The organism is Roseibium alexandrii DFL-11, assembly GCF_000158095.2.
Lineage (GTDB): Bacteria > Pseudomonadota > Alphaproteobacteria > Rhizobiales > Stappiaceae > Roseibium > Roseibium alexandrii.
Genome location: NZ_CM011002.1, coordinates 2,467,880 through 2,490,995, shown reverse-complemented (window position 1 = coordinate 2,490,995; position 23,116 = coordinate 2,467,880). Strand labels below are relative to the sequence as shown.

The 23,116-nt window shown below is 56.3% G+C and carries 19 protein-coding genes; 9 read left to right on the top strand and 10 right to left on the bottom strand.

The annotated features are described in order from the left end of the window. Positions 1–8 precede the first annotated feature (8 nt). The 4 genes from SADFL11_RS11605 to aroQ all read left to right on the top strand — a co-directional run bounded on the left by SADFL11_RS11605 (position 9) and on the right by aroQ (position 4,340). Positions 9–2,261 carry a heavy metal translocating P-type ATPase gene (locus tag SADFL11_RS11605; RefSeq protein ID WP_008193746.1) on the top strand — a complete coding sequence of 751 codons (2,253 nt, stop codon included), beginning with the start codon at positions 9–11 and terminating at the stop codon, positions 2,259–2,261. Between the two features lies 1 nt (position 2,262). Beyond that, a complete protein-coding gene (ccoS, locus tag SADFL11_RS11600; RefSeq protein WP_008193235.1) occupies positions 2,263–2,427 on the top strand; it encodes a cbb3-type cytochrome oxidase assembly protein CcoS in 165 nt (54 codons plus the stop codon). Between the two features lie 499 nt (positions 2,428–2,926). Continuing rightward, the gene (locus tag SADFL11_RS11595; RefSeq protein WP_040451649.1) at positions 2,927–3,463 is read left to right on the top strand and encodes a response regulator; all 537 of its coding nucleotides are present in this window, start codon (positions 2,927–2,929) and stop codon (positions 3,461–3,463) included. Between the two features lie 433 nt (positions 3,464–3,896). Further along, positions 3,897–4,340 carry a type II 3-dehydroquinate dehydratase gene (gene aroQ / locus SADFL11_RS11590; protein WP_040453040.1) on the top strand — a complete coding sequence of 148 codons (444 nt, stop codon included), beginning with the start codon at positions 3,897–3,899 and terminating at the stop codon, positions 4,338–4,340. A 33-nt stretch (positions 4,341–4,373) separates the two neighbouring features. On the opposite strand, the gene SADFL11_RS11585 is transcribed toward aroQ, so the two are convergent. From SADFL11_RS11585 to urtA, 7 genes are all read right to left on the bottom strand, one after another. Further along, the gene (locus SADFL11_RS11585) at positions 4,374–5,195 is read right to left on the bottom strand and encodes a sugar transferase (protein ID WP_008191075.1); all 822 of its coding nucleotides are present in this window, start codon (positions 5,193–5,195) and stop codon (positions 4,374–4,376) included. A 272-nt stretch (positions 5,196–5,467) separates the two neighbouring features. Then, entirely contained in the window at positions 5,468–6,775 is a 1,308-nt protein-coding gene (locus tag SADFL11_RS11580; RefSeq protein WP_008188786.1) for a UDP-glucose dehydrogenase family protein, read from the bottom strand. Between the two features lie 242 nt (positions 6,776–7,017). Further along, positions 7,018–7,713, bottom strand: coding sequence for an urea ABC transporter ATP-binding subunit UrtE (urtE, locus tag SADFL11_RS11575; RefSeq protein ID WP_008195312.1), 696 nt, complete (start codon positions 7,711–7,713; stop codon positions 7,018–7,020). Positions 7,714–7,903: 190 nt separating this feature from the next. After that, positions 7,904–8,650 (bottom strand): urea ABC transporter ATP-binding protein UrtD, encoded by a 747-nt coding sequence (urtD, locus tag SADFL11_RS11570; protein ID WP_008197300.1) that lies wholly within the window; start codon positions 8,648–8,650, stop codon positions 7,904–7,906. Between the two features lie 3 nt (positions 8,651–8,653). Next, complete coding sequence (gene urtC, locus SADFL11_RS11565) at positions 8,654–9,886, bottom strand: urea ABC transporter permease subunit UrtC (protein WP_008195045.1); 1,233 nt, start codon at positions 9,884–9,886, stop codon at positions 8,654–8,656. Continuing rightward, the gene (gene urtB, locus SADFL11_RS11560; RefSeq protein ID WP_008188995.1) at positions 9,883–11,502 is read right to left on the bottom strand and encodes an urea ABC transporter permease subunit UrtB; all 1,620 of its coding nucleotides are present in this window, start codon (positions 11,500–11,502) and stop codon (positions 9,883–9,885) included. Before urtB ends, urtC begins: the two co-directional genes overlap by 4 nt. Before the next feature lie 178 nt (positions 11,503–11,680). Next, positions 11,681–12,964, bottom strand: a complete 1,284-nt coding sequence (gene urtA, locus SADFL11_RS11555) for an urea ABC transporter substrate-binding protein (RefSeq protein WP_040451651.1) — start codon at positions 12,962–12,964, stop codon at positions 11,681–11,683. Positions 12,965–13,351: 387 nt separating this feature from the next. Between urtA and SADFL11_RS11550 the strand changes: the two genes are divergently transcribed. The 4 genes from SADFL11_RS11550 to SADFL11_RS11535 all read left to right on the top strand — a co-directional run bounded on the left by SADFL11_RS11550 (position 13,352) and on the right by SADFL11_RS11535 (position 20,017). Beyond that, positions 13,352–16,744, top strand: coding sequence for a hybrid sensor histidine kinase/response regulator (locus tag SADFL11_RS11550; RefSeq protein ID WP_008197187.1), 3,393 nt, complete (start codon positions 13,352–13,354; stop codon positions 16,742–16,744). Then, on the top strand, positions 16,737–17,645 hold the full coding sequence (locus SADFL11_RS11545; RefSeq protein ID WP_134853001.1) for a response regulator transcription factor: 909 nt from the start codon (positions 16,737–16,739) through the stop codon (positions 17,643–17,645). Before SADFL11_RS11550 ends, SADFL11_RS11545 begins: the two co-directional genes overlap by 8 nt. A 116-nt stretch (positions 17,646–17,761) precedes the next feature. Then, positions 17,762–18,790, top strand: a complete 1,029-nt coding sequence (locus SADFL11_RS11540; RefSeq protein WP_040451653.1) for an AraC family transcriptional regulator — start codon at positions 17,762–17,764, stop codon at positions 18,788–18,790. Positions 18,791–18,907: 117 nt separating this feature from the next. After that, positions 18,908–20,017: an acyl-CoA dehydrogenase family protein gene (locus tag SADFL11_RS11535; protein WP_050776202.1), complete on the top strand. Its 1,110-nt coding sequence runs from the start codon at positions 18,908–18,910 to the stop codon at positions 20,015–20,017. A 70-nt stretch (positions 20,018–20,087) separates the two neighbouring features. Here SADFL11_RS11535 and SADFL11_RS11530 read toward each other — a convergent pair whose 3' ends face one another. Both SADFL11_RS11530 and SADFL11_RS11525 read right to left on the bottom strand, forming a co-directional pair. Further along, positions 20,088–20,384: an AzlD family protein gene (locus tag SADFL11_RS11530; RefSeq protein ID WP_008190141.1), complete on the bottom strand. Its 297-nt coding sequence runs from the start codon at positions 20,382–20,384 to the stop codon at positions 20,088–20,090. Then, complete coding sequence (locus SADFL11_RS11525) at positions 20,377–21,129, bottom strand: AzlC family ABC transporter permease (protein ID WP_008194918.1); 753 nt, start codon at positions 21,127–21,129, stop codon at positions 20,377–20,379. Before SADFL11_RS11525 ends, SADFL11_RS11530 begins: the two co-directional genes overlap by 8 nt. 140 nt (positions 21,130–21,269) lie before the next feature. Here SADFL11_RS11525 and SADFL11_RS11520 point away from each other — a divergent pair, with 140 nt between their 5' ends. After that, positions 21,270–21,818: a helix-turn-helix domain-containing protein gene (locus tag SADFL11_RS11520; RefSeq protein WP_008193703.1), complete on the top strand. Its 549-nt coding sequence runs from the start codon at positions 21,270–21,272 to the stop codon at positions 21,816–21,818. A 61-nt stretch (positions 21,819–21,879) separates the two neighbouring features. On the opposite strand, the gene SADFL11_RS11515 is transcribed toward SADFL11_RS11520, so the two are convergent. Beyond that, positions 21,880–23,052 (bottom strand): trypsin-like peptidase domain-containing protein, encoded by a 1,173-nt coding sequence (locus SADFL11_RS11515; protein WP_008190856.1) that lies wholly within the window; start codon positions 23,050–23,052, stop codon positions 21,880–21,882. Positions 23,053–23,116: the final 64 nt, after the last annotated feature.

The following is a 23,116-nucleotide window of genomic DNA, read 5'->3' as shown; positions in this document are numbered from 1 at the left end:
CGGTAGCTGTGACGGTCCATCAGCGCGATTGGCAGGCTTTTGTAGTTCCCGCAGATGATGGCGCGGTTCATATGGATCTGGCTGTCGACGGTATCACCTGTGCGGCTTGCATGGGGGAAATCGAACGCGGGCTGAAGCGGCTTCCGGGTATCCGCAAGGCTAGGGTCAATCTGACATCACAGCGGCTGGCGGTCGACTGGGTCGAAGACCAGACCGGGGCTGATGAAATCGTCGCTGAATTGGAGCGGTTGGGGTATGCAGCTCACCCGTTTGATCCGGCAAGTCAGAAAGAACGGCAGGACAAGACCGGCAAGCAATTGCTGCGCTGTTTGGCGGTATCCGGGTTCGCCGGCATGAATATCATGTTGTTGTCGGTTTCCGTCTGGTCCGGAAACGCCAGCGATATCACGCCGGAAACCCGGGACTTCTTTCACTGGCTCTCTGCTCTGATCGCCTTGCCGACCGTTGCGTATTCCGGCCAGCCGTTTGTCAAGAGCGCGTTCCGTGCCTTGTCCGCCGGGCGTCTGAATATGGACGTGCCGATTGTTATCGGCGTTGGTTTGGCCGTTGCACTGTCGGTCGTACAAACCATCCAGCATCATCACCATGCCTATTTTGAATCGGCCGTGATGCTTCTCTTCTTCCTGCTTGTCGGGCGGTATCTCGACCACAACATGCGCGGGCGTACGCGCTCGTTTGCCGAAAACATCGCAGCTTTGAAAGCTGAAGTGGCAGCCCGGATCAACCCGGATGGGTCGGTTCGCGAAGTCCCCCTGTCCAAGATTGCAGCCGGAGACCTGGTGCTGGTTGCCGGCGGTGAGCGGGTGCCCGTGGACGGCGTTGTCTCAAGCGGCATTTCCGAAATCGACCAAAGCCTCGTGACAGGAGAGAGCGTCCTTGTCCCCGTCAAACCGGGCCAACGGGTTTATGCCGGCACTCTCAATGGGGCTGGAGCGCTGCAGATCCGAGTAGAAGCGGCTTCAGGCGCGACGCTTCTCGATGAAGTCAACCGGCTGTTAGAAACAGCTTCCCAAGCTAAATCGAAATACGTCCGGATTGCCGATCGTGCTGCACAGCTTTACGCGCCCCTGGTTCATGGCGCAGCTGGCCTCACGTTCTTAGGTTGGCTCCTGGCCGGCATGGAGTGGCAGCCGGCACTTGTGATCGCGATCTCGGTCCTGATCATTACCTGTCCATGCGCGCTTGGATTGGCAGTTCCTGCTGTCCAGGTCGTTGCCTCGGGACAATTGTTCAAGTCCGGTGTCCTGCTGAACTCCGCTGACGCGATTGAGCGGATGGCCGACATCGACACGATCCTCTTCGATAAAACCGGTACGCTGACCCTGGCCGAACCGGAGTTGGTTGGAGAGATTGACCGGCAAGATCCCGTGCTGGGTTTGGCTGGCCAGTTGGCATTGGCAAGCCGCCATCCCTTGTCCATGGCCCTGGTGAAGGCAACCGGCGCCCTAGTCCCGCTTGCTGATGTGCAGGAGGTGTCTGGTGCTGGCCTTGAAACCCATGTCGATGGGCAGCGGTTGCGGCTCGGAAGTCCGTTATTCTGCGGTGCAACGACAGAAGCAATTGAAGAACGCCTGTTGGCAGTACCGGGGGCGTCGCTGCTCGCTGTTCAATATGGCCAAGAGCCCGTGCGCTTGTTGGCGGTTCGCCAGAAACTCCGCTCCGATGCGCGGGAGGTTGTCGATCGATTGAAAGCTCAAGGGTATGCCCTTGAAATCGTATCAGGTGATACTCAGCCCTCGGTCGCGGAGTGCGCCGAGGCACTTGGAATTGAGAATTGGCAAGCAGCGATGACGCCTTCTGCGAAAATCGCCTGTCTGGAGGCCCTGCAGTCCGATGGCCGGAAAGTGCTGATGGTTGGCGACGGATTGAATGATGCCCCAGCGCTCGCCGGAGCACATGTATCCTTGTCCCCGGTGTCCGCAGTTTATCTCAGCCAGGCGGCAGCTGATGCGGTCTTTCTCGGCAAGAAACTGCAGCCGGTCTTTGATGCGCTTTGGCTCTCCATAAGGGCGCGGCGCGCCATTGAACAAAACCTCTGGATTTCGACGGTCTATAATATCATCGCGGTGCCGATCGCAGTCGCAGGGTTTGTCACGCCTTTGATGGCTGCCGTCGCCATGTCCGCCTCGTCATTGGCGGTCACAGCCAATGCACTGCGTTTGAAATGGGGCAATCGGGTTACAACTGATGCTGACGCTACGACCGCCTTCGGTTCGGCAGCGAGCCCTAAGGGAGAGTGAAATGGATGTCTTGATTTTTCTGATCCCGATTGCCCTCGTACTGGGAGGCGTGGGCCTGGTAGCTTTTCTCTGGTCTTTAAAAACTGGGCAATATGATGATCTGGAAGGGGCCAAATGGCGCATTCTGGATGACGATGATCTCCCTGAACGCAAAAACACCCAGTGACCTGTGCGCGGGGGCTTGCTCCCGTACCGGCTATGTCAGGTAAGGATGTTCGATAAGACCATTCCGGTCGCAACAATCAGCAGCCCTATTCCGGAAAGCAGTAGTATGTTCGGGCGATAGGCGCCGCTCACGTTTGATTGTAAATGATGCTCTTTGGAAACAGGCGCGCTGTCCGGAGCATTGTGTTCATCTTCGGTCATATATCGAACAATCACTTATAAGCCTGTTTTGTCTATTTCCAGCGGGCAAACGGCCCATGCAGTTGAGACAAGTCATCTGGAGAATGGCGCTGCAGTTTGAAAGTCCTGTTAATCGGATGGCCGCAAAAGTCTTAATTCTTCGCAACATTACTAAAACGTAAGGGCAGGGATTACGAATTAACCAGTTCTCCAATAAGATGGCTTAGCTTTTCAACTTGAGAGCATGTTCAATACCGGAACGCGACTAACGCATTGTTCAGAAATTCATGTCAGAGAAGACATGAACTTAGGAGGATTGGGTGAGCCTGGATCTGGCCTCGTTGACGTTTTTGCTGGTAGAAGACAGCGCGTATATGCGGACCATTCTGCGCACGATGCTGCAGGGGTTCGGAGCGCGGCGGATTGTCGAAGCCGAAGATGGCGCATCCGGGTTGGAGGCGATGGACCGTGCCAACCCGGATATCTTGATCCTTGATTGGGTCATGCCGATCCTTGATGGCGCGGACATGGTTCGGATGATCCGCAGCCCGAACAACCCTTTTGCCTACATTCCGATCATCATGGTGACCGCTCATACGGAACGCAGCCGTATTGTCGAAGCTCGCCGGCTTGGTGTTCACGAGCTCCTCTCCAAACCGATTTCCGCAAAGGCGCTATATCAGCGGGTGTCGAGTGTGATTGTGCAGCCACGTGACTTCATCAAGACCGCGACCTATTTTGGTCCGGCCCCTCGCGAGATCCGCAATCGTCAGAAAATATGGCAGGGTGGTCCTGGGGAGCAGCCTGGTGGCGATCAAGGAAACGGCGACGACGGCGCTGTCACAGCTATCGGTTAAGTCTGCTCAGACGTTACTAGGCGGCTGACTGTTTCGATTTTGCAGTATTCTGTTTGCCCGGTTTATCTGTTTGTCTAAGTGGAGCAGCCGAATCCGAAAATTGCGCAAGTAGATCTAGATCAACGGTATAATTGTCGAGCAGGAATTGTGAAAGAACATCTATGGGAAGATGTTGATACCCCTCTACAGCTTCATTGAGAGCTTCTAATGTATCTATTCTTTCACGAATTTTTATCATGACATCCCAAGTCAATCTCGAATCATGACCTCTGTTATGATGTAGGGTTAATAATAGTTAAATGTCTGGAGGGCAACAGCTGTCCGGCAAATAAGCTGCAAATGAAAAACTATCCATATTTTGTTCACACCAACGCGCACTTGTTGCTAAACAAAACGCACCTTAGGTCTACCGGTGACAACAAAGGATCCCGCAATGACGCCCGTCGTTTATGTTCTGAATGGCCCGAACCTCAATCTTCTGGGCAAGCGGCAGCCGGAGATTTATGGAGCGCAAACCCTGGGCGATGTTGAAGAGTTGTGCCGGTCCACCGCGGCGCGCTTGGGCTTGACCGCCGAGTGCCGGCAAAGCAATGCGGAACATGAACTGATTGACTGGATTCAGGAAGCGCGGGAAAAAGCCGCTGCAATCGTCATTAATCCTGCGGCTTACTCGCACACGTCTGTCGCCATTTTAGATGCCCTGAACGCTTGCGACTTTCCGGTTATCGAGGTGCATATCTCCAACATTCACAAGCGTGAAGAATTTCGTCAACACTCGTACGTTTCAAGCCGCGCAAATGCTGTAATCGCTGGCTGTGGTGTCCAGGGCTATGAGCTGGCGCTCACCCATGCCGCAGCCTTGGTGCGCGCTGGCTAGAAGCTCAAGTAAGTAGCGGGAAATTTGGGTCGGCTAAGCGCCGCTTCCCTTCACGAACTCGCGGGCGATCGTGCGTACCACGATTTTGACATCAAGCCACAGATTCACATTCTCAATGTATGCAAGATCATACTCGAGCCGCATCCGGGCCATGTCCGCATCTGATGCATCTCCGCGATACCCGTTGACTTGCGCAAGGCCTGTAATTCCCGGCAGCACCTGAAGCCGGTCATAGTAGCGATAGTCGAGGCACTCGTAGGGAACACCGCCTGCCTGCATGCCGGGGACATAAGGCCGTGGGCCCACCAGTGACATTTGCCCGCGCAACACATTCCAAAGCTGAGGCAGTTCATCAAAACTGCTCTGGCGCAGGAAACGCCCAACCCAGGTGACGCGCTGATCGCCCACAATGGTGTGCTGTAAACCTGTGTGGTCGCATTGATCGACAAACATCGTCCGGTACTTGAGAATTGAAAACGGCTGTCCGTTGATCCCAAGGCGGGTCTGACGGAAAAACACAGGACCGCGGCTGGTCAGTTTGATTGTCAGGGCAATGCCTGCCAGGAGAGGAAACAAAAACACCAGGCCGGCGACCGCTCCCGCGATATCGAAGACCCGTTTCAATGCGCGCTGCAGCGGCCTTGCTGCGTAGACTGGACGCTTCACCTCTGCGTAAGGCGAGGCAGCTTTCCGCAGTTGGCGGGCAGTTATAATACGGTTTGCGGCCCCGCCGCGAATTTTCTGCATACGGCCTGAGCTGGTGCCTCTGAACAAGCTGGAAGACGGCGTCCCAAAGCCGAAGCGATAAAGCTTTCGCGCTTCTTTCCTGTCGTCTGTCAGCGTCTCATCTGCCATGCGTTTAAAAAACCTGCTGTCCGCTTCGTCCTACCTAACTTTGCGGACCATAAATCAGAACATTTTCAGGTTCCAATTAAATATTAGTAAAGTGTTAACGCTGTGATCTAGATCACGAAGTGTATGAGATAAAATACTTATTTGCGCTACCGGAGAAAATGGCGTCAGGATTCTGCCTTACGCGAGCGTGCCGAAGGCGAAAAAGGCGAGCCTGCCAAAGCGGCGAAAAATACCTCAAATCCACAGTCTGACAACCGTAATGCAACCTATTGTCAGTAGGAGCGACCAACGCTCGTATAGTCGAAGCCGGCTTCTGCCATGTATACAGGTGTGTAGATGTTCCGAAGGTCTGCAACCTTCGGGGTTTTTACCAGCGATTTCACCCGCTCCAGGTCGAGCGCCCGGAATTGGTCCCACTCGGTTACGATCACAATCGCATCAGCACCTTCGATCGCGTGATAAGGACCGTCACAGAACATTACATCCTGCATAAGCTTGGCGGCCTCTTCCATGCTCGCCGGATCAAAGGCGCGGATCTTGGCACCTGCCGCTTGTAGCTTTTGAACGATGTCGATGCTGGGCGCTTCGCGCATGTCATCGGTGTTCGGTTTGAAGGCAAGGCCGAGAAGGGCGATTGTTTTGCCGTCAACATCACCGCCCATGAAATCAATGACCTTGTCGGCCATCTTCTTCTTCCGAGCAGCGTTCACCTCGATCACCGAATCGACGATTTTCAACCCGGATTCCGCGTCGGCCGCGATCTTGGATAGCGCAAGCGTGTCTTTCGGGAAGCAAGAGCCGCCGTAGCCGGGCCCCGCATGCAAGAACTTGGAGCCAATGCGGTTGTCCAGACCAATGCCGCGGGAGACTTCCTGAACATTACCGCCGACCTTCTCGCAAAGGTCCGCAATTTCGTTGATGAAGGTGATCTTCACCGCAAGGAAAGCATTGGCAGCATATTTGATGAGCTCGGATGTACGGCGTTTGGTGACCAGGATCGGAGTCTCATTGAGGTAGAGCGGCCGGTAGAGCTCCCGCATGACATCCACCGCCTTGCCGCTGTCTGTACCGACAACAACACGGTCCGGACGTTTGAAGTCTTCGATTGCCGCACCTTCACGCAGGAATTCCGGGTTTGAGACGACTGCAAAGTCCGCATCCGGGCGGGTCTTGCGGATAATCGCTTCCACTTCGTCCCCAGTGCCGACCGGAACGGTCGACTTCGTCACCACTACAGTGAACCCGTCAATGAGCGTGGCAATCTCTTCTGCCGCTGCATAGACGTATGTCAGGTCCGCGTGTCCGTCGCCCCGGCGGGTAGGAGTTCCAACCGCGATGAAGACAGCGTCAGCCCCTTTGACAGCTTCTTCTGCATCGGTCGAAAAAAACAGCCGCTCTTCGGCAACGTTCTTGGCGACAAGCTCTTGCAGGCCAGGCTCATAGATCGGGATCTCGCCCTTGTTCAGGGCATCGATCTTGGAGGCGTCCTTGTCAATGCAGGTTACAATGTGGCCGAAGTCGGCAAAACAGGTTCCAGATACCAGACCGACATACCCGGTCCCAATCATCGCAACGCGCATCGTCTATCCCAGTTTTTCCAGACGGGACCTTTTATCCCGTCAAAGGCGCGGCCGAGGCACGGAATACCATTAGCCGAAGAAGAAAACTCAGCGCGTTGGTACTGGCTTTCTGACAGGTGTCAATCCACGAAGGGCTGCACGGGAACCAATTGCGCCAAGCTGCGGCCCTTATGCCGCAGTTTTCGGCACACTATTATGACGGCAATGTTTCTTGCCTTGGTTTTCCTGGCAAGTTTGGACCTTCAGACCGTCAGATAACGCCTGACGTCCGCCTCAGACATGTCGTCGCTACGTCCGGAAAGAACCACTTCGCCGCGGTCCATAACCGCGTAATCATCTGCAAGATCCCGGGCGAACTCGAAATACTGCTCAACGAGAACGATCGCCATTGTCCCCTGATCCCGAAGCCAGGAAATGGCCCGGCCAATGTCCTTGATGATCGAGGGCTGAATTCCTTCGGTTGGTTCATCCAGAACCAGCAGTTTGGGGCGGGTCACCAAGGCTCTGGCGATTGCAAGTTGCTGCTGTTGCCCGCCGGACAGATCTCCGCCGCGGCGATGCAGCATGTCCTTTAACACTGGAAAGAGCTCGAAGATCGTATCTGGAATAAAGCGGTCTTTGCGTGGGATCGGCGCATAACCGGTTTCCAGGTTTTCCTTGACCGACAAAAGCGGAAACACCTCGCGCCCTTGTGGAACAATGGCGATGCCCTTCTTGGCCCGTGCATGCGGCGGCAGGTTGGAAATGTCCTCGCCGTTCCAGATAATTTGCCCAGAACTGATCGGCTGTTGGCCGGCAACTGCGCGCAATGTCGATGTCTTGCCGACCCCGTTACGGCCCATAAGGCAGGTGACCTTGCCCGTTTCTGCATTCAAGGAAACGCCCTTTAGCGCCTGAGCAGCACCATAGTGGAGATTGATGTTTTCGACTTTGAGCATCGCCTAAACCTGACTTGTTACAAAGGGCTGGACTGCAAGAACTTCAGTATCCTCGCACGTCATTACCGGGCTTGACCCGGTAATCCATTCCGTTCGGTCTCGTCCGGCACCGTTGTCCGAACGGAAAGCGGGCGGCTTGGATGCCCGGATCAAGTCCGGGCATGACAGTAGGAAGGGCATGCAAATCTCCTCACCGCCCAAGATAGACTTCAACAACCCGCTCGTCGGCGGAGACGTGATCAAGAGAGCCCTCGGCCAGAACGGAGCCTTCGTGCAGAACCGTGACCTTCACCCCGAGGGAGCGCACAAAGTCCATGTCGTGCTCGACGACGACGACGGAATGATCCTTGGCGATCTCTTTCAAGAGTTCGGCTGTTTCCGCCGTTTCTGCATCGGTCATTCCGGCGGCTGGCTCATCGACGAGCAAGAGCTTTGGATCCTGGGCCAGCAGCATGCCAATCTCCAGCCATTGTTTCTGGCCGTGGGAGAGATTTGCGGCCAGCTCATCGCGTTTTTCACCTAGGCGGATCAGCTCAAGCAGCTCTTCAATCCGCTTTTTTTCAGCGCCTGTAATAACGTGAAACAGGGTCGCGAACGGTCCCCGGGGTGCTTTGAGCGACAATTCGAGATTGTCCCAGACTGTATGACTTTCAAACACGGTCGGCTTTTGAAACTTACGGCCAATGCCGAGTTCGGCGATGGAGGCTTCATCCTCGCCGGTCAAATCGATAACGCCATTAAAGAAGACTTCGCCCGCGTCCGGCCGTGTCTTGCCTGTGATTATATCCATCATCGTTGTTTTGCCTGCACCGTTCGGGCCGATGATGGCCCGCATTTCTCCCGGATCGATGGTAAGCGACAGATCGTTGATCGCCTTGAAGCCGTCAAAGGAGACTGAGACACCGTCCAGATAAAGCTGGCTTGTTGATCTGGCCATGAGTTACTCCGCAGGCTGAGGTTCTGATGAGAGTGGTTTGGCCTTTGCGGGCCCGGCCATATTGGCTGGCGCGGCGGGACTTTGTGGCGGTGCCGTCGGCGGCGTGCCAGACCCGCTTTCCGCGTTTGCAGACACTTTGCGCTGCTTCAGCGCCGTCCACCCTTGTGAGACTGTCCCAACAATGCCTTTGGGCAGGAACAGGGTAACCACCACGAACAGGCCGCCGAGGGCGAACAACCAGATGTCCGGAAGCACAGCCGTAAACCAGGTCTTGGCGAAGTTTACCAGAACAGCCCCCAGGATAGCGCCGACCAGTGTACCACGCCCGCCAACTGCGACCCAGATCACCACTTCAATGGAGTTGGCTGGCGCGAATTCGCCCGGGTTGATGATGCCGACTTGAGGCACATAAAGCGCACCTGCAATCCCGGCCATCATCGCTGATATGGTCCAGACAAAGAGCTTGTAGTGTTCAACCCTGTAGCCGAGGAACCGTGTCCGGCTTTCCGCATCGCGCACGGCGACCAATACCTTGCCTAGTTTGGACCGCGTGATCGCCCGGCAGATGATGTAACAAAGGCCGAGCGCGATTCCTGAGGCTGCGAAGAGTGCCGCCCGGGTTGTGTCCGCCTGAATGTCGAAGCCAAGGATGTCCTTGAAATCAGTCAGCCCGTTGTTGCCGCCGAACCCCATGTCATTACGGAAGAAGGCCAGCAACAGAGCGTAGGTGAGAGCCTGCGTGATGATGGAGAGGTAAACGCCGGTGACACGGGAGCGGAAGGCGAACCAGCCGAACACGAAGGCCAGAGCGCCAGGCACCAGCACCACCATCAGTGCTGCAAACCAGAACATGTCAAAACCGTACCAGAACCAGGGCAAGACATCCCAGTTCAGGAAAACCATGAAATCGGGAAGGATCGGGTCGCCATAAACGCCCCGGCTGCCGATTTGGCGCATCAGGTACATGCCCATGGCATAACCGCCGAGCGCAAAGAAGGCGGCATGGCCGAGCGACAGGATCCCGCAGAAGCCCCACACAAGATCGACCGACAGGGCCAGCAGTGCGTAGGTCAGGTACTTGCCCATCAGCGCAACTGCATAGGTTGGAACATGGAACGGAGAGCTCTCCGGAACGAGCAGGTTCCCGGCTGGGACCAGCAGGATCACGGCGGCAAGCAGCGCCAGGAAGATACCCGCACGGGCGTCCATTGCCCGGAAGAGAAAGGACGTCATCATGCTTCGACTGCCCGGCCCTTGAGGGCAAACAGACCCCGTGGACGCTTTTGAATGAATAGAATGATGAAGACGAGCACCAGGATCTTGGCGAGAACTGCACCGGCGTAGGGTTCAAGGAATTTGTTGACCACGCCAAGGGTCATGGCGCCAACCAGCGTGCCCCAAAGGTTGCCAACACCGCCGAAGACCACAACCATGAAGCTGTCGATGATGTAGCCTTGCCCGAGGTTCGGGGAAACGTTGTCGATCTGGGAGAGAGCAACGCCAGCAATTCCGGCAATCCCTGAGCCGAGACCAAAGGTCAGGGCGTCGACCCAGGGGGTGCGAATCCCCATGGACGCCGCCATGCGCCGGTTCTGGGTAACGGCACGGGTGTAAAGTCCGAAAGGTGTTTTCTTAAGAACCAGGATCAGCCCGGCGAAGACCAGCAGGGCAAACAGGATGATCCACATCCGATTGTAGGTGACCGTCATCTGACCGATCTCAAAGGCGCCGGACATCCAGTCCGGATTGCCGACTTCGCGGTTTGTCGGTCCGAAAATTGACCGAACGGCCTGCTGCAGAATAAGCGAGATGCCCCAGGTGGCGAGAAGGGTTTCCAAGGGGCGGCCATAGAGCCAACGGATCACGCCGCGTTCGATCCCAATGCCGATGAGGCCAGAGGTCGCAAAAGCAAGCGGAAGAGCAATGAACAGGGAATAGTCGAAAAGGCCCGGCGCGGAAGTGCGGATCAGTTCCTGCACCACAAAGGTCACATAGGCACCGATCATCACCATTTCGCCGTGGGCCATGTTGATGACACCCATCACCCCGAAGGTGATCGCAAGGCCAATCGCGGCAAGCAGCAAAACGGAGCCGAGCGACAGGCCATACCAGATGTTCTGAGCGGCATCCCAGGTGGCGATGGACTTCTCGATTTTGGCAACTGCGCTTGCGGCAGCTTCTTGAACCGCGCCCGTAGAGGCGGATTGAGCAGCAATCAGAAGGGAGAGTGCATCCCGGTTGCCCATGTCGGATAGCGTTTGAACAGCCTCCAGCTTATCGCTCTCATCCAGGTCGGAATTCAGGACGGCCGCCGCTCGCGCCTGCTCCATGACTGTCCGAACCTGATCGTCTGTTTCGGCTGCGAGCGCCTCATCCAGAGCTTCGAGTTTTTCTGGATCCTGAGCTTTGAAGATCGCCTCTGCGGCCGTTAAGCGAACTTCGGGGTCTGGCGCCTGTAGTGTCAGAGATCCGAGTGCCGAACGGATCACGCGGCGCAACCGGTTGTTGACTTTGATCTTTTTGACCTCACGGCGGCCGGCAGTGCCAGCCTCTTCTCCCGTAAGTGGGTCAGTTAGATTGTAGGATTTCCCTTCCCGTTGAGCGATGAAGACCATTCCGTCGGATTTGCGGACATAAAGATCGCCCGCGCTCAGCGCTTCAAGGGTAGGCGCAACTGTCGGATCGCCGGTTGCCTTGAGCGCTTCAACCTGGCGCTGGGTCTCGTCGAATTTGCCGTTGGCCAATTCATTAACCAGCGGCCGGAGCGCGTCGTTACCGTCTTGTGCGGAGGCTGATGTGTTTGACAACACTGCAAGGCACAGAAGCACGAGGATTGATTTCAAAAAGGACATTGGTCCACCGCGGTTGGAATAAATCCGCCAATCATCCTGAGGTTCCGCATTCGCGGCGTCTCGAAGGATGAGGTTCCTTTTGGGGAGAGGGGCAACAGGGGGCACCTGTTCTTGGCAACGGAGAAGAAAACGGGACGGGCCCCCATCATCGCCCGTCCCGCATATTCCAGCCCTTACCTTAGGAGCCGGATCCACCGCATTTGCCAGTTGCGGTGTTGAAGTTGCCGCAGGACAGCGGAGCGCGCCAATCCGCGATCAGGTCCTTGGAGCCATCCAGGTAATCCGACCAGGCATCGCCAACAACGAGACCGGAGGTTTCCCAAACGGTTTCAAACTGGCCGTCATCCTGGATCTCACCAATCAGCACCGGCTTGGTGATGTGGTGGTTTGGCATCATGGCGGAGTAGCCGCCGGTCAGGTTTGGTACGGAGACGCCGACGATTGCGTCAATGACAGCGTCCGGATCTGTGGTGCCGGCCTTGGTGACAGCCTCAACCCACATGTTGAAGCCAATGTAATGGGCTTCCATCGGGTCGTTGGTGACACGCTCTTCGTCACCGACGAAGGCTTGCCAGGTTTCGATGAACTCTGCGTTTGCGTCAGTGTCGGCGGACTGGAAGTAGTTCCAGGCTGCCAAGTGACCGACGAGCGGAGCGGTATCGAGGCCGGCGAGTTCTTCTTCACCCACGGAGAACGCAACAACTGGGATGTCTTCAGCTTTGATACCGGCGTTGCCGAGTTCCTTGTAGAACGGAACGTTGGCGTCACCGTTGATGGTGGAGACCACGGCGGTCTTCTTGCCAGCTGACCCGAAGGCTTTAATGTCGGAGACGATCGTCTGCCAATCGGAATGACCGAACGGCGTGTAGTTGATCATGATGTCTTCTTCAGCAACACCCTTGGACTTCAGGTAAGCTTCCAGAATCTTGTTTGTTGTGCGCGGATAGACGTAATCGGTCCCTGCCAGAACCCAGCGCTCGACGCCTTCTTCGTTCATCAGGTAATCAACGGCCGGGATCGCCTGCTGGTTCGGAGCAGCGCCCGTGTAGAAAACGTTGCGCTGAGATTCTTCACCTTCGTATTGGACCGGGTAGAACAGCAGAGAATTCAGCTCTTCGAAGACCGGCAGAACGGATTTACGGGAAACGGATGTCCAGCAGCCGAAGACGGCATCAACGCCGTTCACTTCGATCAGCTCACGTGCCTTCTCTGCAAACAGTGGCCAGTCGGAGGCCGGATCGACAACGACGGCTTCCAGTTTTTTGCCGAGAATGCCGCCTTTTTTGTTCTGCTCTTCAATGAGCATCAGCATGGCATCTTTAAGCGTGGTTTCAGAAATTGCCATCGTGCCGGAGAGTGAGTGGAGGATACCAACCTTGATGGTTTCCTCAGCTGCAGCACCGCCGATCATAGTGGACGCCATCAGGCCGCCCAGCATCAGTTGCTTGAATGTCTTGGTCATTGAATTTCCCCTCTTGAGTGACGTCACCAGCCCCCATGCCGGTGCGAGGCGGCTGGAAGGAGTGCCGCTGTCGGACAAAGATCGTGCGGTGGTTTGTTGCGGTGCGGTATACGTCAATTGACGTAAGTTGCTGGTCTCTGTCGTCTAAGATTATGAAATTATGGGGTAATTTCGATGCGTCATCGGGTGGGCTGCTCAGAAGGGGCAAGCAAACCGATAAATGACCTTCATTTTCCTTTCGGCAGATCGGCGGCCGCAACATCGTCTCAAAGGGCTGGCGCAAAACTTGCTGTGCTTCACCAAAACGAAAAACGTGGAGCGTAAGTAGGGAATGGAGGCTCGGATCTGCCTGCAGAAGGGGCGGCTGCCTATTATTGAGGCAGCTCAGTGACGGCGCGCCAACGCATCGTGCCGATCCGGCGCCAGTACAACAAATGGGTCAACAACCAGACCCTTGAGGATTATGCGCTCCGGTTCACGGCCAAGAGCGCGCGCAAATTCTCCTCCCGCGCCATTTCCCAGACCGCCATCGGGGCCATCTCCTTTCTGGCGCTGGAAGCGATCGGCGGGGCGATCACGCTGTCGCACGGCACGGCAAACGCGTTTCTGGCGATCTTTGTCGGTAGTCTTGTTCTCTTGATTGTCGGCCTGCCGATCAGCCGGTACGCGGTGCGTTATGGGGTTGATATTGATCTTTTGACGCGCGGAGCAGGATTTGGCTATATCGGATCAACTATCACATCGCTGATCTATGCCAGTTTCACCTTTATTCTCTTCGCTATCGAAGCCTCGATCATGTCCGGGGCCTTGGAGTTCGCGTTCGGGATACCGCTTTGGCTCGGCTATATCATCAGCGCGGTTGCGGTCATTCCTCTGGTGACCCACGGGATCACCTGGATCAGCCGGTTTCAGCTGGCGACCCAGCCGTTCTGGATCATCCTGAACATCCTGCCGTTCTTCTTTATCTTCTTCACGGATTGGCAGGCGGTGGGCACCTGGTTGAGTTTTTCCGGCATTGATCCAGAGACAGGCGCGCCAAAAGTGGGGCAGACCGGCTGGGACAATGTCAGCCTGATCAGCTTTGGCGCAGCCTCCGCCGTGATCCTGGCCTTGATGGCCCAGATTGGCGAGCAAGTTGATTTCCTGAGGTTTCTGCCGGCATCCTACCACGGCCAGAAACGCCACAGGCTTGCAGTATTCCTCGCCGGGCCCGGTTGGGTTATTCTCGGAGCGCCGAAGATGATTGCTGGCTCGTTCCTGGCGGTCCTTGTCCTGTCGCATGGTGTTCCGGTAGAACATGCGGACGACCCGTCAAGAATGTACACCGTTGCCTTCGGATACATGATCCCGAACGAGACGGTAGTGCTGTTGCTGATGGCTGCGTTTGTGGTCGTGGCACAGTTGAAGATCAACGTTATGAACGCATATGCGGGCTCGCTCGCATGGTCGAACTTCTTCTCCCGTCTGACTCATTCGCATCCGGGCCGGGTTGTCTGGCTGGTGTTCAATGTCGTTATCGCGCTTCTTTTGATGGAGCTGGGCATCTACCGCATGCTGGAGGAAACGCTTGGCGTCTTTTCAATCGTTGCCATGGCCTGGCTTTCGGCTATTTCTGCCGATCTTTTCATCAACAAGCCGCTTGGTCTCTCTCCGCCAGGGATCGAGTTCAAACGGGCGCATCTTTACGACATCAACCCGGTCGGCACCGGCGCGATGGTGCTTGCCGCGGGTTTGGCGCTCGCCGCTCAGTTTGGGTATTTTGGTGAGGTGGCAGCGGCGCTCTCGACTTTCCTTGCCATGGCCATCGCGTTTGTTGCAGCACCGCTCATCGCCTGGGCGACGAAGGGCCAATACTACCTTGCGCGCAAGCCCCGGAGGAGCTGGCAGGCGCGGGAACACATTGCCTGTTCCATTTGCGAGAATCCGTTTGAGCCGGAAGACATGGCGTACTGTCCCGCCTATCAGGCACCAATATGCTCCCTGTGTTGCTCGCTGGATGCCAGATGCCATGATTCCTGCAAACCCAAGGCGCGTCTGAATTATCAGCTCGGGTCGGTGGCTGGCGCCGTTTTGCCTGTACCGGTGATGGAGATGTTCCAGACACGGCTCGGTCGGTATGCCCTGACGGCCGTCTTCGGTATCGCTGCGATTGGAGCTGTGCTCTGGATTATCTATGCTCAGGCTGTCAGCCGCCTTGGAGATCCAACTGGGGTCCTGGGCGAAATCGTCGCCCTCATCTTTTTCGTCTTCGCAATCGCGGCTGGTATCGCGTCCTGGTTCCTGGTGCTTGCGCATGACACCCGCCATGTGGCTGAAGAGGAATCCGCCCGCCAGAACGCTCTGTTGCAGAAGGAAATTGACGCTCACAGTGTCACCGATGCCGCGCTTCAAAAGGCCAAGGAAGACGCGGAAGCGGCCAATCTTGCAAAAAGCCGCTATGTGGTGGGTCTCAGCCACGAACTGCGGACACCTCTCAATGCAGTCCGTGGTTATGCTCAGGTTTTGGAACGGGATGAGGCGTTGCCGACAGCCCGCAAACCGGCCGTGACGACCATTCGCCGGAGCGCCGAACACCTTTCCGGCTTGATTGACGGATTGCTGGATATCTCACGGATTGAAGCAGGCCGACTGCAGGTCTATTCCAACGAGATCAATTGCCACGAGTTCCTGGATCAAATCGTTGACATGTTCCGAATGCAGGCGAAAGCAAAGGGACTGGACTTTCATTTCGAACGGGCTGAAAACCTGCCGGTGATCGTGCGGACAGACGAAAAGCGCTTGCGTCAGATCCTGGTCAACCTGTTGTCGAACGCCATCAAATTTACGGACGCTGGGCACGTGTCTTTCGCCGTGACCTACAGGTCGCAGGTTGCGAGTTTTGTGGTCGAAGACAGCGGACCCGGCATCCCCCTCAATGAACAGACAAAAATCTTCGAACCCTTCGCGCGCAGTGCAGCTCAGGAGACAGACAGGATCCCTGGTTTGGGACTGGGTCTCACGATTACGAAGCTGCTGACCGAAACGCTGGGCGGCGCCGTTGCCCTCTCCAGCGCAGAGGGGCAAGGCTCCAGGTTTGAAGTTCGGCTGATGCTGGCTGCAGTCGATAAGCCTGTGACTGCGGTACGCCGCGAAAAACGGATCAGCGGCTACGTGGGTCCTCGCAAGACTGTCGCGGTGATCGACGACAATCCTGATCATCGGGCCCTGGTGCGCGATATCCTCGATCCACTTGGCTTTGTCGTTCTAGAGGCGGCAAGTGCAAACCAGTGTGTTGAGGTTGTCTTGCCCCTCAAGCCGGACCTCTATCTTGTAGATATTCTAATGCCCGGGACAAACGGCTGGGAGCTGATCAAGGACCTGCGGATGAAAGGGGAAATGGCTCCGATTATCATGCTGTCGGCCAATATAGGTGATCAGGCGCTGAAACCGGAAGGCCCAGCCAATCACACTGCGTCGCTCGCCAAGCCGTTTGATATTCACCAGCTGCTCGATCTCATTCAACAGCATACGGATGTCGAATGGAGCGAACATGCTCAGGTGGAGTCAGATTTGGTACTCTCCCAAAGCTCTGGATTGACGTCGCCAGGAGGGCGTCATGTTGCCGATCTGATCAATCTCGCTGAAATTGGCTATGTTGAGGGGATTGAGGCGAAGTTGACGGAACTGACCGAAGATCCGGTCAACGAGCCCCTGGTTCGAGCGCTGCAGGACCATCTGAGCCGGTTCGATTTTGAAGGGTACAAGGGTGTGTTGAACGGATTGGAGAGGCAGGATGGATAACCGCCGCGACACCGTTCTTGTGGTTGATGACAGTCCGGACTCCCTCGGCTTTGTGACGGAAGCTCTGAAAAAGACAGGCGTTGCGGTCCTGGTTGCGACCAATGGCGAGGCGGCCTTGTCCATTTGCGAGCGGGTAACCCCGGACACCATCCTCATGGATGCGGTGATGCCGGGGCTGGACGGGTTTGAGACCTGCCGCAAGCTCAAGGAGAACCAGGGCCTTCAGCATGTTCCTGTGATCTTCATGACGGGGCTTTCGGAGACCGAGCACATCGTAAAGGCACTGGATTGCGGCGGGGTCGATTTTCTCACCAAGCCCATTGATGTTGATGAGCTGAAGGCCCGGATCAAGGTGCATTTGCGCAATGCCCGATCCGTTCAAAGTGCGCATGTTGCGCTGGATGCTGCTGGACGCCATCTCGTCGCTGTATCCTCGGAAGGTGCGATCCTTTGGACCACGCCACAGATCCACACCCTTTTGGCGCGGACGGGCGCTGCAGATGCAACGCTTTTTCAGCTGGGCCGAGCGCTCGGCGAATGGCTTGAGAGTGGTGCAGATACGCCAAAGCGTGGCAGTTTCATGTTGGGGCTGTCTGAAGAATTGGCCGTCCAGCTCTATCCTCTTGGCCGCGTTGGGCCAGATGAGAATCTCTTTCGCGTAACGGCGGAAGACGAGGAAGGGCAAGTGCGGGCGCTGCAGGTCGAGTTTCAGCTGACCCAGCGCGAAGCAGAAGTCCTGATCTGGATTGCCAAGGGCAAGTCCAACAAGGATATTGGCGAAATCCTGAACCTGAGCCCGCGCACGGTGAACAAGCACCTTGAGCAGATTTTTGTAAAGCTTGGGGTCGAGAACCGCGCTTCCGCTGCCGTCCGGGCTGCAGAGGTCATGTTCGCGCTCTAAGTTCCCGATCCGAGAACCGCGCTTAACCTGTCAATTGGAACGGCGGGATGGACATTTGTGCCAACTTCTGGCACAGAAGATGATAATTATTGACATAAACTTACAAAAATACGGTTATGACAACTGCATATTCAGGTCTGGTGAGCAATCTTCTGCAAGGGTATGCTGAGGCTGGGTACAGTCAGTCGGACGCACTCACCGCGGCTAAGCTTGAGTGTTTGTCGGATGCGCCGACAGCGCAGGATTTCATTCGCCTCAGCCGCGCAATCTCCCTTCGGATGAACGACGAGTTCGCCGGGCAGCTGGAGCGGCCTCAGCGGATTGGTACGCTGGCACTGATGGCAGAACATGCTTCCCGCGGACGGACGGTCGGTGACGCGTTCTCGCGGCTGGCGGATTTCATGAACATGCTGGACAACACGTTCACTGTGACATTTTCCACTACAGGATCAGAGTGCCGGTTTCAGCTCGATCGCACGACCCCGGCCTTTCCGAAATCAGAGTTTGGTATTGAGGCTATATTGGTTTTGATGCACCGGCTGACGGGGTGGCTCGCCGGTAAATGGGTGCCGCTGTCGTCGGTCTGGTTCGACTATCCACGGCCAGCCTGGGCGTCAGGCTGTGGCGAACTCTTCCCCGGCGCACGTCCTTCGTTTTCCTTTGAAAATAGCGGCTTTTCTATGCCGATCGATGTTCAGTCCTGGCCTTTACACCGGAGTGCGGAGGCCGCCGTTGCCTGGGCCCGGCGCACGCCTATGGATGCCTTCATGCCCGTGGCTTTGCTTCAGGGTGTGTCACAGCAAGTGGCGGGGCTGATCGAAGCTGCAATCATTGATAAAAGGCCGTTGCCATCGATGGATGAGCTTGCCAGCCTCCTTGAGATGCCGGTTTACACCTTGCGCCGACGGCTGAAAAAAGAAGGTGTCTCACTTCCCGACATCCGTCTGCAGGTCAAGCGGGATCATGCCCGTTCGATGCTGGCGGAAACAGGCGAGAGCATCGAAGCCATTGCGCTGCGTCTCGGTTTCAGCGAGACCAGTGCCTTCATTCGTGCCTTCAAGGAGTGGACGGGCGTGACACCGCGGACATACCGGCAATCAGGACGTCTTCAGGTTCCAGTGCCGGGGCATCGCACATTCAGATAGAAATTGACAAAAAGTAACAAGTGCGTCACCTTTCCATAAACGTCAGAATTGGACCCTTGGGAGGTTATCGTGTCTGTTTTTGCCGCCACCGCATCCTGGCCTCAGGAAGAGCACCGTATGTTTTACGATTCAGCGTCGCGTTTGCTGGATGATGAAATGGTGCCGAATATTGAAAAGTGGAACGACCAGGGTGTCGTTGACCGCGCGTTTTGGACCAAGACCGGCGAGGCCGGAATTCTGGGTGCGGCGCTTCCCGAAGAATTCGGCGGTGCAGGTGCCCCAATCAGCTTTGACGCGGTGACAGCTTATCTCCAAGGCCGCAAGGGCGAGAGCAGCTGGGGTTTTTCCATCCAGTCGATCGTCAATCACTATGTTGCAGCATATGGCACGGACAGCCAGAAAGAGCGCTGGCTGCCGAAGCTGGCCTCCGGTGAATATGTCGGCGCCATCGCCATGACCGAACCCGGCACTGGTTCGGACCTCAAGAGCGTAAAGACAACGGCCGAGTTGGTCGGCAACGAGTACGTGCTCAACGGGTCGAAGATTTTCATTACCAACGGTCAGACTGCGGATCTTATCATCGTTGTTGCCAAGACCGACAAGACCATGGGCACCAAGGGTGTCTCCCTTTTGGTTCTTGAAACCGAAGGCGCGGACGGCTTCACGCGGGGGCGGAACCTCAAAAAACTCGGCTGCAAGGCCAACGACACATCCGAACTGTTTTTTGAAGATGTGCGCGTCCCACCGGAAAACCTGCTTGGCGGTGAAGAAGGCCAGGGTTTTTATCAGCTTATGAAACAGCTGCCCTGGGAGCGGCTGATCATTGCATGTCTGGCGCTCGGCGTGATCGACTTCGCGATCGATGAGACGGTGCGTTATGTTCAGGACCGCAAGGCCTTTGGCCAGCGGGTGATGGACTTCCAGAACACGCGTTTCAAGCTGGCCGAGTGCAAGACCAAGGCGGAAGTGCTGCGCAGTTTTTTGAACGACTGCATTGCCCGGATGGATGAAGGGACGCTGGATGCGGCGACGGCATCCATGGCGAAGTATTGGGGCACGCAGGTTCAAAACGAGATCGCCAATGAATGCCTGCAGCTGCACGGCGGGTACGGCTACATGATGGAGTATCCGATTGCCCGCATCTATGCCGATTCCCGGGTGCAGATGATTTATGGCGGCAGCAACGAGATCATGAAGGAGCTGATCGCCCGGTCCATCGACATCTGATTGGCTGCAAGGTAACCGGATAGACAGTCAGCGGCCGGAGGGATCTGCCCTCCGGCCGGTTTTCAGTGCCTTAAAGCCCAAGGCTGCGAAGGGCCACGACACTGAGAATCCCGGCAGACACGCTGATAATCAGGGAAAAACGCAAGGTCAGAACGCCTGCCAGGATTATGGCGATGGCCTCTGCAGGGCCTTCCGTCGTTGCGGCGGGGGCAACCAGCGCAGTGAGGACGGCTACCGGAACCGCATCAAGCGCAGCTTCCGCCCGGTGATGCAGGGCGCCAAACCGCGACAGGATCAGATGCCCGCCTGTTCTTGTCAGGTAGGTGGCCAGGGCACACAGGCAGATGATCAGAACGGTGTTATCCATGGGACACCTCTCCGTTTGGACGGCTCAGTAGCGCGGCCGCAGCAAGGCCGCAAAGGCCGCCAATCGTAATGTGCCAGGGACTGCCGATTGTGTGGAAGGCGAGGGTTGAGGCGGCTGCACTGATCACAAGGATCACTCCGAACCCGCGGCGGGTGTGAAATCCGGCTACGAGGCCTGCGAAATAGACCGGAAGGATCACATCGAGACCGAAGGCGGCCGGATCTTCAATCAACGAACCGAAGGCAGCGCCGAGGCAGTTGGACGTGATCCAGACGACGTAGATGGCAGCTGCGAACGAAAAGTAATAGGCGGGCCGGAGGCCATCCCGCCCCGCGCGACGTTCGGCAGCCGCATATTGCGGATCAACCAGAACGAAAAAAGCCAGCGCCTTCTGCAAGGTCGTAAACTTGCTCAAATGCCGGCCGACGGCGGCCGAATAAAGCACATGCCGGAAGTTCACCGCAAAGACCGTTAGAACGATGGACCAAGCCGGCACGCCCTGGCCGAGCAAATCCAGCATCACGAACTGACTAGCCCCGGCGTAAATGGACATCGATGTCAGCAGGAGCTCGCCAAAGGACAGTCCGTTCTCCAGCGCAATGGCGCCAAATACGGCTGCAAATGGCGCAACGGCAAACACGATGGGCAGGGCATCGCGGATACCGTCCGAAACATCGGATCGGAAGGTACTGGTTTGTTCGCCTGCGAAGTCGGGCGTTCCGCCGTCATTGCGTGTGATGCTCATGAGTGTCGCCTGAGAGGTGCTTATTCGATGATTGTTGTTCGATATAAAGAACGTAGTTTGAATAAATGAACGATTGGCTGCTGTTTGTCAAATCGAACAAATGAGTGTTAAAACGAACACATCACAAGAGACCATGCGACATGACACCGATCACCCTGATTGCAAAAGCCATTCAACGGGAAAGATTGAAAGCGGGCATGAGCCTGTCGGCGCTTGCAAAGACGGCCGGGCTCGCAAAGTCGACCCTGTCCCAGCTGGAGGCGGGGCAGGGCAATCCAAGCGTTGAAACGCTCTGGGCAATCGCGAGCGCACTCAATGTCCCGTTCAGCTTCCTGTTTGAGACGGGGACGACGGATAAAACACTCATCCGGGCCGGGGAGGGGGAGCCGGTTGCCTCTGAAGCGGCCGGGTTTACCGCTGTTCTGCTGGCAAATTGCCCGCCTGGCCGCCGCCGAGATCTTTATCGGACCAGCCTTTCCGGCGGTGCGTTGCGTTCAGCCGAGCCGCATCCAGCCGGCACGATCGAGCATGTGTTTGTAGCAAAAGGCGAGATTCGCGTCGGCCCGGCAGAGGAGCTGGAAACACTGTCAGCAGGCGACTATTTCCGGTTCCCCGGCGACGTCGCCCACAGCTATGAGGTCCTCTCCAAAGAGGCTGTCATTCTTCTGGTGATGGAAAGCCCGGTGTGAGGGTCAGTATCTCTTTCATACAGGGCAGCCTTAGTCTCGTGGTCTGAAGCCACATTGAGCGCTAGGCAATGTCAACGTATCCGACAATTCCTTCGTAGGTGTATTGCGAGAGCGTGTTGATCACGTTGTCCCGTTCCGCCTGAACAGCTGTATAGAAATGCGTTCCCTTTTCCGTGTTGAAAAAACGATAGAGTGCAATGTCGTCGGCGTCCGCTGTACTGTGGAGGTGATAGGCAACGCCTTCATAGTTGAACTGAGGCAGAGTTGAGATCACAGAGTCGCGTTCCGCGGCGCTTGCTGTGAAGAAATGCGTGCCCGTGTCTGAGTTGTAAAACCGGTAGAACTCGGCCGCATTGGAACCGGTGCTGTCGACACTCTTATAAGCGACGCCTTCATAGCTGTATTGGGATGAGCTTGTGTTGATCGAGGTCGCCTCAGCATAAGCCGAGGTGTAAAAATGTGTCCCTGTCGAGCTGTTGTAGAACCGGTAAACTCCATCTTCGACCAAGTCGATTGTTACGGTGCCGCCACTTGACGTGGGATCAAACGTGCCACCGGACAGGGCCACATCGTTGTCGCGCATATAGTCGCGCAACCAATACTCGTGGCCGGCGATATCAACAGCTGCGATGCCTGTGGAGACGATTCCGACCACATAGGGCCCATCACCGTAGTCATAGAATATTGGGCCGCCCGAGTTGCCGCTGTTGACCTCAAGGTCTCCGTTATAGAGAAACGCATAGTCGTTGAAAGGCGCGTTGCTGACGGAGCCGGTGTCATACATTGGCTGCCGGCCATAGATGCCCGGGTAGCCCAGCACACCTACATTCCCGCCGTTGAACCCGTAGTCCATTCCCATCCAGCCATAGACGTCTCCGGCCGCTTCACTAAGAGTGAACAGGGCAATATCAAGCTCGGTTTCCCCAAGCGTCCCGGAGTTGAAATCACCCCAATACAAGCGTCCATCGGCGTCTGGATCGAAATCCGGAAAGTAGTGAACCGTCGACCATTCGACAGTGTCGTTGAAAAAGTCGTCGGGATCGTAGGACGGGTAAAGCACAATATCGTCGGCAATACCCCAAATGGGGTCATAGACGACATGGGCTGCTGTCAGGATGTCGTTGCGTCCAACGAGAACACCGCTCCCGGTATACGTTCCGTACCCGTACCAGGTCGCTTCGATGTAGATGCCGGTCGTTGCCGGATATAGGTCGTCATCAACTTCGTAGGTCATCCTAGCCTCGAACGTTCATTGATATGGCAATGAGTGAATTCGACTTCTTCAAAACAGATGGTGC